This window comes from Embleya sp. NPDC050493 (assembly GCF_044458105.1).
GTDB lineage: Bacteria > Actinomycetota > Actinomycetes > Streptomycetales > Streptomycetaceae > Embleya.
Window position 1 is genome coordinate 20,679 of sequence record NZ_JBITHP010000044.1, and the last position, 15,090, is coordinate 35,768.

Annotated in this window: 10 protein-coding genes and 1 riboswitch; of the genes, 4 read left to right on the forward strand and 6 right to left on the reverse strand. The window is 69.3% G+C overall.

What is annotated here, in order from left to right; translation table 11 throughout:
• Positions 1 to 215 precede the first annotated feature (215 nt).
• Entirely contained in the window at positions 216 to 1,331 is a 1,116-nt protein-coding gene (locus ACIBM5_RS43985) for a serine hydrolase domain-containing protein (protein WP_396012314.1), read from the forward strand.
• 127 nt (positions 1,332 to 1,458) lie between these two features.
• Here ACIBM5_RS43985 and ACIBM5_RS43990 read toward each other — a convergent pair whose 3' ends face one another.
• The 5 genes from ACIBM5_RS43990 to ACIBM5_RS44010 form a co-directional block, all read right to left on the reverse strand.
• Positions 1,459 to 2,634, reverse strand: coding sequence for an ABC transporter ATP-binding protein (locus ACIBM5_RS43990; RefSeq protein WP_396012315.1), 1,176 nt, complete (start codon positions 2,632 to 2,634; stop codon positions 1,459 to 1,461).
• Positions 2,631 to 3,728 carry an ABC transporter ATP-binding protein gene (locus ACIBM5_RS43995; RefSeq protein ID WP_396012316.1) on the reverse strand — a complete coding sequence of 366 codons (1,098 nt, stop codon included), beginning with the start codon at positions 3,726 to 3,728 and terminating at the stop codon, positions 2,631 to 2,633. Before ACIBM5_RS43995 ends, ACIBM5_RS43990 begins: the two co-directional genes overlap by 4 nt.
• Positions 3,725 to 4,723 (reverse strand): ABC transporter permease, encoded by a 999-nt coding sequence (locus ACIBM5_RS44000; protein ID WP_391590058.1) that lies wholly within the window; start codon positions 4,721 to 4,723, stop codon positions 3,725 to 3,727. The genes ACIBM5_RS43995 and ACIBM5_RS44000 overlap by 4 nt, the downstream gene beginning before the upstream one ends.
• Positions 4,724 to 4,832: 109 nt before the next feature.
• Positions 4,833 to 6,602 carry an ABC transporter substrate-binding protein gene (locus ACIBM5_RS44005; protein ID WP_396012318.1) on the reverse strand — a complete coding sequence of 590 codons (1,770 nt, stop codon included), beginning with the start codon at positions 6,600 to 6,602 and terminating at the stop codon, positions 4,833 to 4,835.
• Between the two features lie 70 nt (positions 6,603 to 6,672).
• Positions 6,673 to 7,680 carry an ABC transporter permease gene (locus tag ACIBM5_RS44010; RefSeq protein ID WP_396012319.1) on the reverse strand — a complete coding sequence of 336 codons (1,008 nt, stop codon included), beginning with the start codon at positions 7,678 to 7,680 and terminating at the stop codon, positions 6,673 to 6,675.
• Between the two features lie 1,271 nt (positions 7,681 to 8,951).
• On the opposite strand from ACIBM5_RS44010, the gene ACIBM5_RS44015 reads away from it, so the two are divergent.
• Both ACIBM5_RS44015 and menC read left to right on the forward strand, forming a co-directional pair.
• The gene (locus ACIBM5_RS44015; RefSeq protein ID WP_396012320.1) at positions 8,952 to 9,713 is read left to right on the forward strand and encodes a GNAT family N-acetyltransferase; all 762 of its coding nucleotides are present in this window, start codon (positions 8,952 to 8,954) and stop codon (positions 9,711 to 9,713) included.
• Positions 9,714 to 9,737: 24 nt separating this feature from the next.
• On the forward strand, positions 9,738 to 10,847 hold the full coding sequence (gene menC, locus ACIBM5_RS44020) for an o-succinylbenzoate synthase (RefSeq protein ID WP_396012321.1): 1,110 nt from the start codon (positions 9,738 to 9,740) through the stop codon (positions 10,845 to 10,847).
• A gap of 153 nt (positions 10,848 to 11,000) precedes the next feature.
• Here the strand turns inward: menC and metE are convergent, their stop codons facing one another.
• Entirely contained in the window at positions 11,001 to 13,325 is a 2,325-nt protein-coding gene (metE, locus tag ACIBM5_RS44025) for a 5-methyltetrahydropteroyltriglutamate--homocysteine S-methyltransferase (RefSeq protein WP_396012322.1), read from the reverse strand.
• 174 nt (positions 13,326 to 13,499) lie between these two features.
• Positions 13,500 to 13,666, reverse strand: a riboswitch (cobalamin riboswitch).
• Between the two features lie 412 nt (positions 13,667 to 14,078).
• Between metE and ACIBM5_RS44030 the strand changes: the two genes are divergently transcribed.
• Positions 14,079 to 15,062: a BtrH N-terminal domain-containing protein gene (locus tag ACIBM5_RS44030; protein WP_396012353.1), complete on the forward strand. Its 984-nt coding sequence runs from the start codon at positions 14,079 to 14,081 to the stop codon at positions 15,060 to 15,062.
• Positions 15,063 to 15,090 lie beyond the last annotated feature (28 nt).

Below are 15,090 nucleotides of genomic sequence, written 5' to 3' on the forward strand. Positions count from 1 at the left end.
AGTCCAGACGCCACGCTGTCCGCATGCTCAATCCAGCACGCGTGCGGCGGGCATGCCCAGTGACCGTACCTTCCACGGCCCCGTGGAGCGCAAGCAACCACGGCCACCCTCGCCGTCCCTCGTGCGGGTGTTGGAGATCGAGCCGAGTCGGGACATCGAGCCCGTGTCGATGACGCCACACGCATCAGTACTGCGGAAAAAGAGAAGGGGACACCATGCGATACCGAACGAGCGCTGTCCTGGCCTTGGCGTGCGCAGCCTCTCTGATCACGTTGCCCGCGGAGGCGACCACGACAGCGCAGTGTGACACCGCGCCCATCCGGACAGCCCTGAAGTCACTGCAAGGTATCGGCGTCTCGGGGATCAGCGTGACGGTGCAGAGCCCGAACTGCGGTGTCCGAAACAGCGGTGTCGGTCTCGCCGATCTCAGAACGGGCCGTAAGGCTGTCGGCAACGAGCACAGCCGCGTCGGCAGCGACACCAAGACCTGGACGGCCACGGTCGTGCTCCAGCTCGTCGGTGAGGGCAGGATCGATCTCGACGACACCGTGGACGACTACCTGCCCGGTCTCGTCCGCACCAAGCTGTACGACGGGCGCGGCATCACCATCCGGCAGCTGCTGCAGCACACCAGCGGCCTGCCCGATTACCTGGACGCCCCGTTCTGGGAGGACGAGGACGCGCACCGCTGGGATCACATCGAGCCCCTGCAGACGGTCCGGCAGGCGCTCACTCTGCCCAAACCGGACCGGACGGCGTCCGGCTTCGCCTACTCCAACACCAACTACAACCTGGCCGGCCTGATCGTCACGAAGGTCACGGGACGCAGCATCGGCACCGAGATCGAGGAGCGGATCATCAACCGCCTCGGACTGTGCGAGACCCGATGGGCCGGCGATCGCACCACGATTCCCAAGCCGGACCTGCGCGGCTACGCGGAGCGGCAGGGCACGCTGGTGGACAGGACGGAATGGAATACCTCCGAGGCCGACGCGTCGGGCGCGCTGATCTCCGACGGCGCGGACACCACCGCCTTCTGGACCGCCCTGTTGACCGGAAAATTGCTGGCTCCGGCGCAACTCGCCGAAATGAAGAAGACCGTTTCGGAAGACGTCGCGAATGAGCGCTACGGCCTGGGAGTCGAGCGGCACGAGCCCTTCCCGGGGCTTGTCCTCTGGGGGCACAGCGGCAGTATGTCCAGCGGCCACAAGTTCAGGAACGCCGTCACCGACGACGGCCGACGAGCGGTCACCCTGCTGATCGGCTCGGAATCGTTCGACTCGGACAAGGTGGACTCCATCATGAGCAAACTCATGCGCGATCTGCGCTGACGGCAACCGGCCGAACTCCCCTCTCGGCCCGGCAAGGCGGTACCGGAGCGTCGCGAGTACGCCCGGACCGGCGGCCGGCCGGTACCCGTGTCATCGGTACCGGCCGGCCGTACGTGCGTCACGGCGGCTACCCGGGTGCGCCCGGCTCCGCGCTCTGCTTCGCGACCGACGGCAGGACGGTGTCCTGCGGGGCCTGGTCGGCGAAGTTCTCCGGGTGGTGACAGGCCACTCGCTGACCGGGCCGCAGTTCCCGCAAAGGCGGCTCGGTCGTCGTACAGATCCGCGTCGCCTTCCAGCACCGGGTGTGAAAGCGGCAGCCGCTGGGCGGGGCGATCGGCGAGGGCACGTCGCCGTCGAGCAGGAGGCGCTCGCGCCCGGTGTTCCTGCGCCGCGGGTCCGGGATCGGGACGGCCGACATGAGCGCCCTGGTGTACGGGTGCATCGGCGCCTTGTAGAGCAGGTCCCGGTCGGCGAGTTCGACGATCCTGCCGAGGTACATCACCGCGATCCGGTCCGAGACGTGCCGGACGACGGACAGGTCGTGCGCGATGATCAGGTAGGTCAGGCCCAGTTCCCGCTGCAGGTCGTCCATGAGGTTGACGACCTGGGCCTGGATGGACACGTCCAGCGCGGACACCGGCTCGTCCGCCACCACCAGCTTGGGCCTGAGGGCGAGCGCGCGGGCGATGCCGATGCGCTGCCGCTGGCCGCCGGAGAACTCGTTCGGATAGCGGTTGTAGTGCTCGGGATTGAGGCCGACCACCGACAGCAGTCGCTGCACCTCCTTCTTGATGCCGCCCTCGGGTTCGACCCCCTGGAGCTTGAAGGGGGCGCCGACGATGGTGCCGGTGGTGTGGCGCGGGTTCAGCGACGAGTACGGGTCCTGGAAGATCATCTGCACGTCGCGGCGGATCGGGCGCATGCCGCCCACGCCGAGGTGCGTGATGTCCCTGCCCTCGAACTCGATGGTCCCCGCGGTCGGTTCGAGCAGTCGGGCGATCAGCCGGCCCATCGTCGACTTGCCGCAGCCCGATTCGCCCACGACACCGAGGGTCTCGCCCGAGCGCACCTCGAAGTCGATGCCGTCGACGGCGCGCACCGCGCCGACCCGGCGCTGGAAGAGGCCCTTTCGAATCGGGAAGTGCTTCTGTAGCCCGCTCACCCTCAGCAGGACCTCGCCGGGCGCGGCGTCCGCGGTGAGGGTGGTCCTACCGCGGGTCTCGGACGAGCCGAAATCACCGGCCCGGCCACCGTCGCCATGTGCAGGGATGCTCACTGCGTCGTCCTTCGCGTCATCACTCACAACTTCGGCGCAATCTCTTCGATCCAGATCCGCTCCCGCTGCTCCCGCGTCATGTGGCAGGCGGCCCAGTGCCCACTGCCGACCTCGGTCGGCTCGGGGCGGACCGTGCGGGTGACGTCGCCCTCGGGCACGTCCGCGTACGGGCAACGCGGGTTGAAGGCGCAGCCGGACGGGAGGTCGATCAGCGAGGGCGGGGAGCCCTCGACCGGAATGAGCCGGTCCTGCTGCTCGCGGTCCAGGCGTGGCATCGAACCGAGCAGGCCCCAGGTGTAGGGGTGCCGGGGCTCGTGGAACACCTGCTCCGCCGGGCCTCGTTCGACGCAGCGGCCGCCGTACATCACCAGGATCTCGTCGGCGAGTTCGGCGACGACGCCCAGGTCGTGCGTGATGACGATGACCGCCGAGCCGAACTCCTTCTGCAGGTCCCGGATGAGGTCGAGGATCTGCGCCTGGACGGTGACGTCGAGGGCGGTGGTGGGCTCGTCCGCGATGAGCAGTTCGGGATTGTTCACCAGGGACATCGCGATCATCGCGCGCTGGCGCATGCCGCCGGAGAACTCGTGCGGGTAGTTGTCCACCCGCTTGTCCGGCTGCGGGATGCCCACCCGGTCGAGCATCTCGACTGCCCGCCTGCGGGCGGCCTTCTTGTCGACGTCGTGGTGGATCCGGTACGCCTCGACGATCTGTTGGCCGATCGTGTAGTACGGGTGCAGCGCGGACAGCGGATCCTGGAAGATCATCGCCATCTCGCGGCCCCGCAGCCTGCGCACGTGGTCGGGTCCGGCCGACAACAGCTCGGTGCCGTCCAGCCAGATCTCGCCGGAGATCCGCGCCTTGCGCCTGCCGTATCGGCCGGCGGTGTGCAGGCCCATGATGCCGAGCGAGGTCACCGACTTGCCGGAGCCCGACTCGCCGACGATGCCGAGGGTCCTGCCCCTCTCCAGTTGGAAGCCGAGCCCGTCGACGGACTTGACCAGGCCGTCGTCGGTCGGGAAGTGCACCTTCAGGTCGCGTACTTCGAGGAAGGCACGCGGAGCGGGGGAAGCGGCGGCGGGCCCGCCCACCGCGGTCGCGCTCGTGCCGGGTTCGGTCATGCGAGCCTCACTCGGGGGTCGATCACGGCGTACAGGACGTCCACCACGAGGTTGGCCAGCAGCACCGAGAGGGAGGTGATCAGGACGACGCCGAGAATGACCGGCAGGTCCTGGTTCCTGATGGCGTTCAGCACGGCCTGGCCGAGGCCGGGCAGGTTGAACGTCGACTCGGTGAGGATCGCGCCGCCGATGAGGGCGCCGAGGTCCATGCCCAGCATCGTGAGGATCGGCGTCATCGTGGAGCGCATGGCGTGCTTTCCGATGACGGTCCGCTCCCGCAGGCCCTTGGCGCGCGCGGTGCGGATGTAGTCCTCACCCAGGACCTCCATCATCGTGGCGCGGGTGATGCGCGCGTACATCGCCGCATAGAGGAAGGCGAGGGTGATCCACGGCAGGATCATGCCGCCGAACCAGCCGCTCGGGCTCCGGCCGAGCGGCACGTACTGCGCGTCGAACCACTTCAGCCCGAACGCGAAGGTCGCCAGGGAGAGCATGCCGGTGAAGTAGATGGGAAGGGACACCCCCGCGAGGGCGACGACCATCGCACTGCGGTCCCAGAGGCTGCCGCGCTTGAGCGCGGAGAGCACACCCGCCGCGACACCGAAGACCAGCCACAACACGGCGGCGCCGAGCGCGAGCCCCAGGGTCACCGGGAAGCGGTCGGTCAGCACCGGCCAGACGGCCTGTTCGCTCTTGAACGAGTAGCCGAAGCACGGTGCGGAGCAGTGGACGACGTCGCCGCCGGTGGAGTAGGTGCGGCCGGCGAAGATGCCCTTGAAGAACTCCCATGCCTGGAGGTGGATGGGGTCGCTCAGGCCGAGCTTTTCCCGCACGGCCTCGACGGCGGCGGGGTCGGCCTGCTTGCCCACGAAGCTCGCGGCGATGTCGACGCCCGCCCACTGGGGGACGAGGAAGAAGATGCCGAAGACCACCAGGATGATGACCACCAGCATCACTGCGGCGGCGAACAGCCGCCTGATAAGGTAAGCGAGCACAGCCTACGGCCTGCCGCGGATCACGCGCCGCCGGGGATTCCGGTGGCCCGCGATCACGCCGCGCCGGCCTTCACCTGCCTTTCGTGCCGTTCGGCGGGTGCGCCGGAGTTCACTTCGAGGACTCGAGACCGAGGCTGATGAAGTCGTAACCGTTGTACGCGTCGGTCATGTAGACGTTCGTGAGTCGGCCGGAGCGCCAGTTCAGGTACTTCTCGTAGGTGAAGGGCAGGTAGTACGCGCCCTCCATGACCCTGTGGTCGATCTGCGTGGCGATCCGGGCCTTGGTGCCCTCGTCGGGCTCCTGGGCGTAGGCGTCGAAGAGTTCGTCGATCGCCTTGTCCTTGATCAGGGCGTAGTTGACGTTGCCACTCTCCAGGATGTACTTGCTGTCCCACAGCGGCCGACCGAAGCCCTGGACGGACGGGAAGTCCGCGGCCCAGCCGTCGATGACGATGCCGTAGCCCTTCTTCTCCACGTTGGTGGGACTGCCGACGATGCCGGAGGTCTGCGAGCCGTCGTACTGGTCGATCTGCGCGTCGATGCCGATCCTCTTCAACGACGCCTGCAGGGACTGGGCGGTGGCCACCTCGACCGGCTTGTTGTTGCGGACGGCGATGGTGGTGCGGAAGCCGTCCGGTTTGCCGCAGGCGATCAGCTCCTCCTTGGCCTTGGCGACGTTTCCGTTCTTGTCGGCGCCGGCCATGGCGTACGGGTCGTACGCCTGGCCCTCGGTACCCGGGACCGTCGGCGGCAGCATGTTGGTCCCGATGTCGCCGCCGGCGACGGGGCCGCCGCGTGCGGTCTGCAGGGACAGGTGGTCGGCCCCGAGGATGACCGCCTTGCGGCAGTGCTCGTTGTCGAACGGCTTCACGTTCTGCGGGAAGGCCGCGTAACGCACGTAGCCGGAGAGCGGGTTGTCCAGGTTGCCCTTGTGCTGCTTCAGCGCGGTCTGGCGGCCCTGCGGCGACAGGCCGGACTGGTTGAGGTCCAGGTCGTAGTCGCCGGCGATCAGTCGCTGGTCCAAGTCGTTGGCGTTGGAGAAGAATTTGACGCTGACGGTGTCCGGGTAGGCCTTGCGGACCGGGTCCGAGGCGTCCTTCCACTGCGTGTTGCGGATCAGTTCCAGGCTCTTGCCGGGCTCGTAGGACGCGAATTTGTACGGCCCGCTGGAGAACGGATGCAGGCCGTACTTGGACTTGGTGTCCTTGTCCTGCCGTACCGGGGAGGCCGCCGGCATGGCGAGCATCTGCGGGAAGTCGCTGTTGGCCTGCGGCAGTCGGAAGACGATCGTCTTGTCGTCGGGTGTCTCGATCGCTTTCAGGCCCAGTTTGTCGGCGGACTCGTCCTGGTAGGGGCCCGGGTACTCGCCGTCGGGGTCGAGGATGTCCTTGAGATAGACCGGACCACCGGACAGCACGTCCTGCGCCCACTGGCGCTCGATGCCGTACTTGACGTCCCTGGCGGTGATCGGCTTGCCGTCCTCCCAGGTGATCCCGTCGCGCAGGGTGAACGTGTAGGTCTTGCCGCCGTCCGAGACCCTGCCCATGTCGGCGGCGAGATCGGGCTGGAGCGCGGCCCCCGACTTGCCCGGCTCGGTCTTGTAGGTGACCAACTGGCGGCTGTAGTACCGCATGAAGTTCCAGGCGAAGCCGTAGTAGCTGCGCGTGGTGTCCCACGAATCGCCGTCCTGGGTGCCGGCGAATTTCAGCGTGCCGCCCTTCGCGGTGCCGGCGTTCACGACCTTGGTGCCGGCGGCGTCGTAGCCGGCCCCGCTCGTCGTGTCGCCGCCGCCACACGCCGCCGTGGCCAGCAGCCCTGCGACCACGGCCGCGGCGGCCAGTGCCTGCCTGTGCCGCCCTGAGGTGCGTTGGGAAGTCATGATCTCGGATCCTCCGGATGTGATGGCAGACCCCGTGTGAAGTGCCGCGGGTCGCCCGGGGTACGGCAGTTCAGCGGGAGCCCTTGGGATCGAGCGCGTCGCGCACGCCGTCGCCGAAGAGGTTGAAGGCAAGGACGGTGATGAAGATGGCCACGCCCGGAACGATCATGTAGAGCGGATCCGAGTCGTAGTAATCGATCGCGTTCGAGAGCATCTGTCCCCACGAGGCCGTGGGCGGCTTGACGCCCACGCCCAGGAAACTGAGCGCGGCCTCGGTCAGGATGTTCGTGGGAATCATCATCGTCGTGTACACGACGATCGGGGCGACCAGGTTGGGCAGCAGTTCCTTGTACAGGATGTAGAAGCGTCCGGCGCCCAACGAGCGGGCGGCCTCGACGTATTCACGTTCACGCAGCGACAGCGTCTGGCCGCGAACCACGCGCCCGATGTAGGGCCAGCCGAAGAAGCCGATGACCAGGATCATCACGAAGACGCGGACGCTCGACCCGGTCATGCCCAGCATCTCGCTCGGCATGACCGAGACCAGCGCGATGATGAACAGCAGTTGCGGAAAGGCGAGCAGGCCGTCCATGACGCGGCTGATCGCGGCGTCCACCCAGCCGCCGAAGAAGCCGGCCAAAATGCCGAGGATCGTACCCAGGACGACCGCCACCAGGGCGGACAGGAAACCGACGAGCAGCGAGATCCGCGAACCGTAGAGGATCCGGGCGAAGATGTCCCGGCCGTTGACCGGCTCGACGCCCAGCAGGTGGTCGCCGCTGATGCCGCCCAGCGATCCCTTGGGGGTGCCGAACAGCGGGTCGATCGTGTCCTCGTGGTAGACGTCCGGATCCTGTCCGACGAGGTTCGAGATCACGGGCGCGAGCAGCGCGATCACGACGAGCGCGACTATGACGGTGCCACCCGTCAGCGCCGGCCTGTCCCGCTTGAGCCGTTCCCAGGCGATCCGCCCCAACGAACGGCCCTGTACGGGCCCGGCGTTGCCCCGGACCGCCGCCGCTTGCTCGGCCGCGCTCGGGGCCGTTTCCGCGATCGGCTCGTGCAATGGTGCCGTCATCTGACAGGGACTCCTCTCAACCGGCGCCGGCCGGACGGTACTTGCCGCCGTGGCGGCGTCATCTTGGTCGGCCACAAGGGCGGTCGCCCCTGCTGTGGAACTCTCCGACACCTCGGCGCCACGCTGCCGGGCCGAGGAGTCGGAGACGTTCCGATCAAGCGGGCGCCGGAGCTCCGGCCGCCCGCATGGACATGCATCGCGCGCCGAACGACGTTGCTGCGCAAGGGAGTTCGGCTATCGAGACCGGACGGTCGGCTGGTCGGCGCCTACACCTGCGCCGCACCTCCCTGCCGCCGACGATGCAGGGCCCGGGCAGGGCGATGGTCCGCCCGAGGCGGACACGTACCGCCACCTTCGTGAGATGGCCCGGCACCGAAGCCGTGATTCAGACGACGGCGGCTAAGGACCCCGTCAGGCCTCGCGACGGCGAGGGAGACCACCCTGTCCCAGTCGCAGGTCTCGGGCCGGGGAATGCGGGATGGATGCCGGCGGGGGCGGTGGCGCGCGGGGTGATTCCGGTCGCGCCGGCCCGGGCCGTATCGGGTGCGGTTACCGGCGCTGCCGGCCGCACGTTTGCTGGATTGTGCATGCCGACAGCGTCGCTTCCGGGACGGCCGGGTACATGCGATACCCGTCCAGAGATTCCCCGGATGCTTTGTGAGACTGGCTATAGAGGTGCGGATGCGCGGCACCGGGGCCCGATCTCGGACCGGTCCTCGAAGGTGTCCGGATCATGGGAAGCGGCAGCACGCGCCCACCGTCGTCCCGACGTACTCCGTCCTCGCCGAATCGCGATCGCAGCGGTTCCCGCCGTCGCGAAGCCCGCCTGCTTGTTCCGCCGTCCAAAGGGGCGCGCACATCCTCGTACCGTGAAACAAAGCCGCACGAAGGCGGGGACACACACACTCGGAGTGGTGCCGTCCGGGGACCTGTTCACCCCGGCTTACGCGAGCACGCCGCTTCCGGATGCCCCCGGCGTCCGGCGTCGGCGCATCGCCGTCACCCGCGCACCGAGCTCCTGACCATGTTGTTCACGTCGCACAACCTCGCGTCGTGGAAGAGGCGTGCGACGCCGTCGTCGTCATGCGCCGCCGACGCCTCGCCGAGGAAGTGCACGCCGGCACGAATACCCCGAATTTCTGTGCACGCGGGTCCACTTCCGGCCCACGTGCTCCCGCCCGCTCATCGAGGACGACGTGCGCCGGTGCCCCGCCACCTTCGCCTCGGAGCCCTCGGCATCCGGAGAAGCCTTGAAGACGAACCGTAAGGAAGTGTCCGTAATCCGAGAACTGCACATGATGGAGGACTTCGATGCCGTCAGCCTCCTCTATGCCGACATCTGGGGGTCCCGATCCGGCAGGACACCCATCTCCGCCGAGGTCATGCGGGCGCTCTCCCACTCCGGCAACTACGTGGCCGGAGCATACGAGGACGGCCGCCTGGTGGGGGCGTCGGTCGCCTTCTTCGGCGAACCCGTGGGCATCAGCCTGCACTCCCACATCACCGGCGCCGTGGTGGGGCGCGGCGTGGGCCTCGCCCTCAAGATGCACCAGCGGCAGTGGGCGCTCGCCCATCGACTCAGCCGCATCACCTGGACCTACGACCCGCTCATCCGTCGCAACGCCTACTTCAATCTGACCAAGCTGGGCGCTCGGCCGGAAGCGTACCTGGCGTCCTTCTACGGCCTGATGGACGACGCCATCAACGGCGGCGACGAGTCCGACCGGATCCTGGTCGCCTGGGACCTCACCGCCACCTTCCCGCCCGTGGTGGTCGAACTGCCCGCCGGCGCCGTGCACGGCCTCCGCAATCACGACGGCCGCCCGGAGGCCGCCGCGACCGACGCCGAGACCGTACTCGTCGACCTCCCCGACGACATCGAGGCCCTGCGCCTCACGGATCCCGGCGCCGCCCGCGCCTGGCGGCTGGCCGTCCGAGAAACCCTGGGCGGCCTGCTCGCCGAAGGTGCCCGTGTCATCGGCTTCCACGAACGCCGCCGCTACGTGGTCCAACGCACCACAACCCATGCCTGACCGCCCGCAGAGGAGTCACCAGTCGTGAAGACCAAGATTTCCGGCATCGAGCTGCGTCGGATCGCGATGCCGCTCGTCGCCCCGTTCCGTACCTCCTTCGGCGTGGAGACCAGCCGTGATGTGCTGCTGGTCCGCGTCGTCACCGCCGACCACGAGGGCTGGGCCGAGTGCGGGGCCATGTCCGAGCCGCGCTATTCCTCCGAGTATGTCGACAGTGCCCGGCACGTCCTGCGCAGGTTCCTCATTCCCGCCCTGCCGAGGGACGGTCTGGACGTGCACGCGGTGGCACGTGTCCTACAGCCTTTCACCGGCCACCGGATGGCGAAGTCCGCGCTGGAGACGGCGGTGTTGGACGCCGGGCTCCGCAGTGCCGGTGAATCCTTCGGCTCCTACCTGGGTGCCGTTCGGGACCGGGTCCCGTGCGGTGTCTCGGTCGGGATCATGGACTCCGTGCCCGAACTCCTCGACGCCGTGGAGGGGTACATCGCCGAGGGCTACGTCCGGATCAAGCTGAAGATCGAGCCCGGCTGGGATCTCGGCCCGGTACGTGCCGTGCGCGAGCGCTTCGGTGACGATCTGCTCCTGCAGGTCGACGCCAACGCCGCCTACACGCTGTCGGACGCCCAACATCTCGCCGGACTGGACGACTTCGGGCTGCAACTGATCGAACAGCCCTTGGCCAACGACGACATGGTCCAGCACGCCGCACTGGCCAAGCTGCTGCGCACCCCGATCTGCCTGGACGAATCCATCAAGTCCGCCGCCGACGCCGCGGCGGCCATATCCCTCGGCGCCTGCTCCGTCGTCAACATCAAACCCGGCCGCGTCGGCGGCTATCTCGAAGCCCGCCGCATCCACGACCTCGCGCGCGCCCACGGCATCCCCGTCTGGTGCGGCGGGATGCTGGAGACCGGCATCGGTCGCGCCGCCAACGTGGCGCTGGCCGCCCTGCCCGGCTTCACCCTCCCGGGCGACACCTCCGGCTCCAGCCGATACTTCGCCACCGACCTCACGAAGCCCTTCGTCCTCTCCGACGGGCACCTCGACGTCCCCACCGGCCCCGGCCTGGGCGTCGAGCCCCTTGCCGACGTCCTCGACGAGGTGACCACGTCGAGCGAATGGATCGCGATGTGACCGCGCGCCTTCGAACCCGAAGGCCGCGGGTCTGCTCGTAGCCGAGTGAGACGCGAGGTCCGCAGGAAGCAGGTCGCGGAGCGGCCGCCGGGCCGGGACCGCAAGGTCCCGCCCCGGCGACCCCTGGGCCGTGTCCGCCGGACACGGCCCAGGTCAGGAGAGCGGACCGGGGAGGGTCGTGCGCACCTCACGGGCCGCCGCGACCAGGTTCTCCAGCGAGGCGCGGACCTCGGGCCAGTCGCGGGTCTTGAGGCCGCAGTCGGGGTTGACCCACAGGCGCTCGGCGGGGATCGCGGCCAGCGCCTCGCGCAGCAGGCCCACCACCTCGTCCGTACCGGGGATGCGCGGGGAGTGGATGTCGTACACGCCGGGCCCGGCCTCGCGCGGGTAGCCGTGGGCGGCGAGTTCGGTGGCGACCCGCATGTGCGAGCGGGCGGCCTCCAGGCTGATCACATCGGCGTCGAGGTCGTCGATCGCCCGCACGATGTCGCCGAACTCGGCGTAGCACATGTGGGTATGGATCTGGGTGGCCGCGCGTACGCCCGAGGTGGTCAGGCGGAAAGCCTCGGTGGCCCAGGCCAGATACTGCGCGTGGTCCGTCGCGCGCAGCGGCAGGGTCTCGCGGAGCGCGGGCTCGTCCACCTGGATGACCGAACTCCCGGCAGCCTCCACATCGCGGACCTCGTCCCGCAGCGCGAGTGCGACCTGCCGGGCGGTGACGCCGAGCGGCTGGTCGTCGCGGACGAAGGACCACGCGAGCATGGTGACGGGGCCGGTGAGCATGCCCTTGACCGGTCGGTCGGTCAGCGACCGGGCGAACGAGGTCCAGCGCACGGTCATCGGCTCGGGGCGGGAGACGTCGCCGGCGAGGATCGGCGGGCGCACGTAGCGGGTGCCGTACGACTGGACCCAGCCGTGTCGGGTGGCCACGTAGCCGGTGAGCTGTTCGGCGAAGTACTGGACCATGTCGTTGCGTTCGGGTTCGCCGTGCACCAGGACATCGATCCCGGCCTTCTCCTGGAAGGAGACGACCTCGCGGATCTCGTTTTCGATGCGTTCCTCGTAGGCCGCGTCGTCGATGCGTCCCGCCCGCAGGTCGGCGCGGGCGGTGCGCAGTTCGGCGGTCTGCGGGAAGGAGCCGATCGTGGTCGTGGGCAGCAACGGCAGGCCCAGGCGGGTGCGTTGGGCGGCGGCTCGTTCGGGGTAGGGCCGGTCGCGGCGGCCGTCCGCCTCGGTGACCGCGGCGACCCGGGCGCGCACGGCGGGGTCGTGGGTGAGGGCGGAGGCGTTGCGTGCGGCCAGGTCGGCCCGGTTGGCGGCGAGGTGGGCCGCGATGGTGTCCGTGCCCCGGCCGAGGCCGCGAGCCAGAGTGACGACCTCCGCGGTCTTTTGTCGGGCGAAGGCGAGCCAGCGGGCGATCTGCGGGTCGATGTCGTGCTCGACGTCGGCGTCCAGGGGCACGTGCAGCAGCGAGCAGGAGGCCGCGACGTCGACGCGGTCGGCCAGGCCCAGCAGAGTGCCGAGCACGGTCAGCGACTTGCCGAGGTCGTTGATCCACACGTTGCGGCCGTCGACGACGCCGGCGACCAGACGCTTGCCGGGCAGCCCGCCGACCGCTGCCAGTGCGTCCAGGTTGGCGGCCGCCGCACCGGTGAAGTCCAGGGCGAGGCCCTCGATCGGGGCCTTGGCCAGAATCGGCAACGCCTCGCCGAGACGATCGAAGTACGAGGCGACCAGCAGCCTGGGTCGGTCGGTGAGACCGCCCAGGTCGCGGTACGCACGTGCGGTGGCGTTGAGTTCGGCGAAGCTGCGGTCCTGGACCAGGGCGGGCTCGTCGAGTTGCACCCACTCGGCGCCGGCGGCCCGCAGGTCGGCGAGCACCTCGGCATACACCGGCAACAGGCGGTCCAGCAGGGTCAGCGGCCGGAAGTCGGCCGCGACGCCCGGCGCGGGCTTGGCGGACAGGAGAAAGGTAAGCGGGCCCACGAGCACCGGGCGCGCGGTCAGCCCCAGCGCGGTGGCCTCCGCGAACTCGGCGACCTGCTTGACGGAGTTCGCGGAGAACGCGGTGTCGGGGCCCAGCTCGGGGACCAGGTAGTGGTAGTTGGTGTCGAACCACTTGGTCAGCTCCAGCGGCGCCACATCCCGGGTGCCGCGCGCCATCGCGAAGTAGCCGTCCAGGGCGTCGGCTTCGACGGCGGCACGGTGTCGGGCCGGGATCGCGCCGACCATCACGCTGGTGTCCAGGACGTGGTCGTAGAGCGAGAAGTCACCGGTGGGAACCTCGTGGATCCCGGCATCGGCGAGCCGACGCCAGTTGGCGTGGCGCAGTTCGGCCGAGGCGTCGCCGAGCGCGTCGGCGGTGACCCGACCGGCCCAGTAGCCCTCGATGGCCTTCTTCAGCTCTCGGCGCGGGCCCTGTCGGGGGTAGCCGTACACGGTGGCGCGTGCTGCCGCGGCTGCGGACTTGGTGGTCACGGAACTCTCCTTCGCGAGTCGTCTCCGGGATCCCGGGACGGATCGAAGGCGCGAAGGGATGGCAAACCGCGGGGGCCACTTCGGCGCACTCGCGCACGTGTCCCACCGGGTTGTCCGCCGACCCGCCCACGAGGTCACCGAGATCACCGTGCGCTTCGGCGGCGCACGGGCAGTGGCAGGTCTTCGGACTCGTGGGCGCGCCCACCGAAAAGGCGGACTCCTACTGGCCGTCGCTTCCCGGGCCCGGTACGGGCCCAGTGCTGTTGACGGCGGTCGTTCCCACTCACCGCTGCGGGGCAGTCCCGGATTCACACCGGGTTCCCTCTTACGACGCGTCTGCCTGGCGGGCAGGGCGAACCGACTGCATCCGCCAGCTTAGCCGGCCGCGGGCGGGTTCGGAACGCGAGTCCACCGAGTGGACGGCGCGGCGCGGTGCATCCGCGCGGTACGCGGCCCGAAAGGGTCGCGGCCTCGCCTTCGGTGAGCCCGGTGACCCGCCACTCCGGTGATCCGGCCGCCGGCCGAACCGCGGTGCGGATCCCGGTGTGAGGGGCGACGTCGAAGGCTTCGCGGGCGGCGGCCGGGGCCGTCTCGCTTCGCTGGGCCGCGCGCGGCATGATCTCCCCGTGCGCGCGCCGAGTTCATCCGCGAGGGGCCCAGCCACCAGCCGCGGACACGTCGAGCGAAACCGGCACCGCATGAAGAACCGATGACCCGGCTGACGATTCCTGGCGAGGAGAACACGGCGTGACCATGGTGATGGACATCGATGCCCGAGGCACGCAGCACTGCGAGACGACGACTCTGGGGGTGTTGCTGCGCCGGCAAGGACTCGATCTGTCCGAGCCGATGCTCTTCGGCCTCGGCTCCGGCCTGTCCTTCGTCTACTGGGACAGCAAGAGCATGGGCTTCCCCTTCCTCGGGGGACGGGTCAAGCCGTTCGAGCTCACCAAAAACCTGGCGACCGGACTCGGGTACGAACTCCTGGTCCGGGAAACCGCCTCTCCGCGCAAGGCGTGGGAGAACGTGACAGCCGTCATCGACGCCGGTCGACCGGTCGGGCTGCAACTCGACAGCTACCACTTGGACTACTTCGGGTCGAAGGTCCACTTCGGCGGCCACGTCGTCGCCATGTACGGCTACGACGACCACTCCGCCTACCTGGTGGACACCGACCAGCAGGGCGGAGCGGTGGCCACGAGCCTGACCAGCCTCGCCCTGGCCAGGGCCGCGCGCGGCCCGATGACCGCCAAGCACCGCTCCTTCACCCTCACCGCTCCGAGGAACCCGCCCTCGCCGCAGGGGCAGATCATCCCCGCCATCACCGGCTGCGCCCAGGCGTTCCTCAACCCGCCCATCGCCAACCTCGGCCACCGCGGCATCGAGAAGGCCGGCAAGCTGGTGCGCACATGGTTCCAGCGCACCGACGCCCCGCAGCGCGACCTGCCCCAGGCCGCCCTGCTGATGGAGAAGGCCGGCACCGGCGGCGCCCTGTTCCGGAACCTCTACCGCGACTTCCTCGCCGAGTGCACCGAAGTGCTGGACAGCGGCCATCTGCGCACCGGGCACACGCTGTACACCGAGGCAGCCACCCTGTGGACGGAAGTGGCGGCACTGATCGAGAAGGCCGGTGAATCGGGCGAGCCGCGACTTCTCGTACAGGCCGGCACGATCCTCGGCGATCTTTCGCGCATCGAGCGCGAGGCCATGCAAGCGCTGAGCCGCCTGGAGGCGTGAGGCATCGAGCCCGCCCCGGCCGGTAGCC

Coding starts and splice junctions, on each gene's coding strand:
- ACIBM5_RS44010 (WP_396012319.1), bottom strand. CDS start 7,680: ATGACGGCACCATTGCACGAGCCGATCGCGGAAACGGCCCCGAGCGCG.
- ACIBM5_RS43985 (WP_396012314.1), top strand. CDS start 216: ATGCGATACCGAACGAGCGCTGTCCTGGCCTTGGCGTGCGCAGCCTCT.
- ACIBM5_RS44030 (WP_396012353.1), top strand. CDS start 14,079: ATGGTGATGGACATCGATGCCCGAGGCACGCAGCACTGCGAGACGACG.
- ACIBM5_RS44005 (WP_396012318.1), bottom strand. CDS start 6,602: ATGACTTCCCAACGCACCTCAGGGCGGCACAGGCAGGCACTGGCCGCC.
- ACIBM5_RS43995 (WP_396012316.1), bottom strand. CDS start 3,728: ATGACCGAACCCGGCACGAGCGCGACCGCGGTGGGCGGGCCCGCCGCC.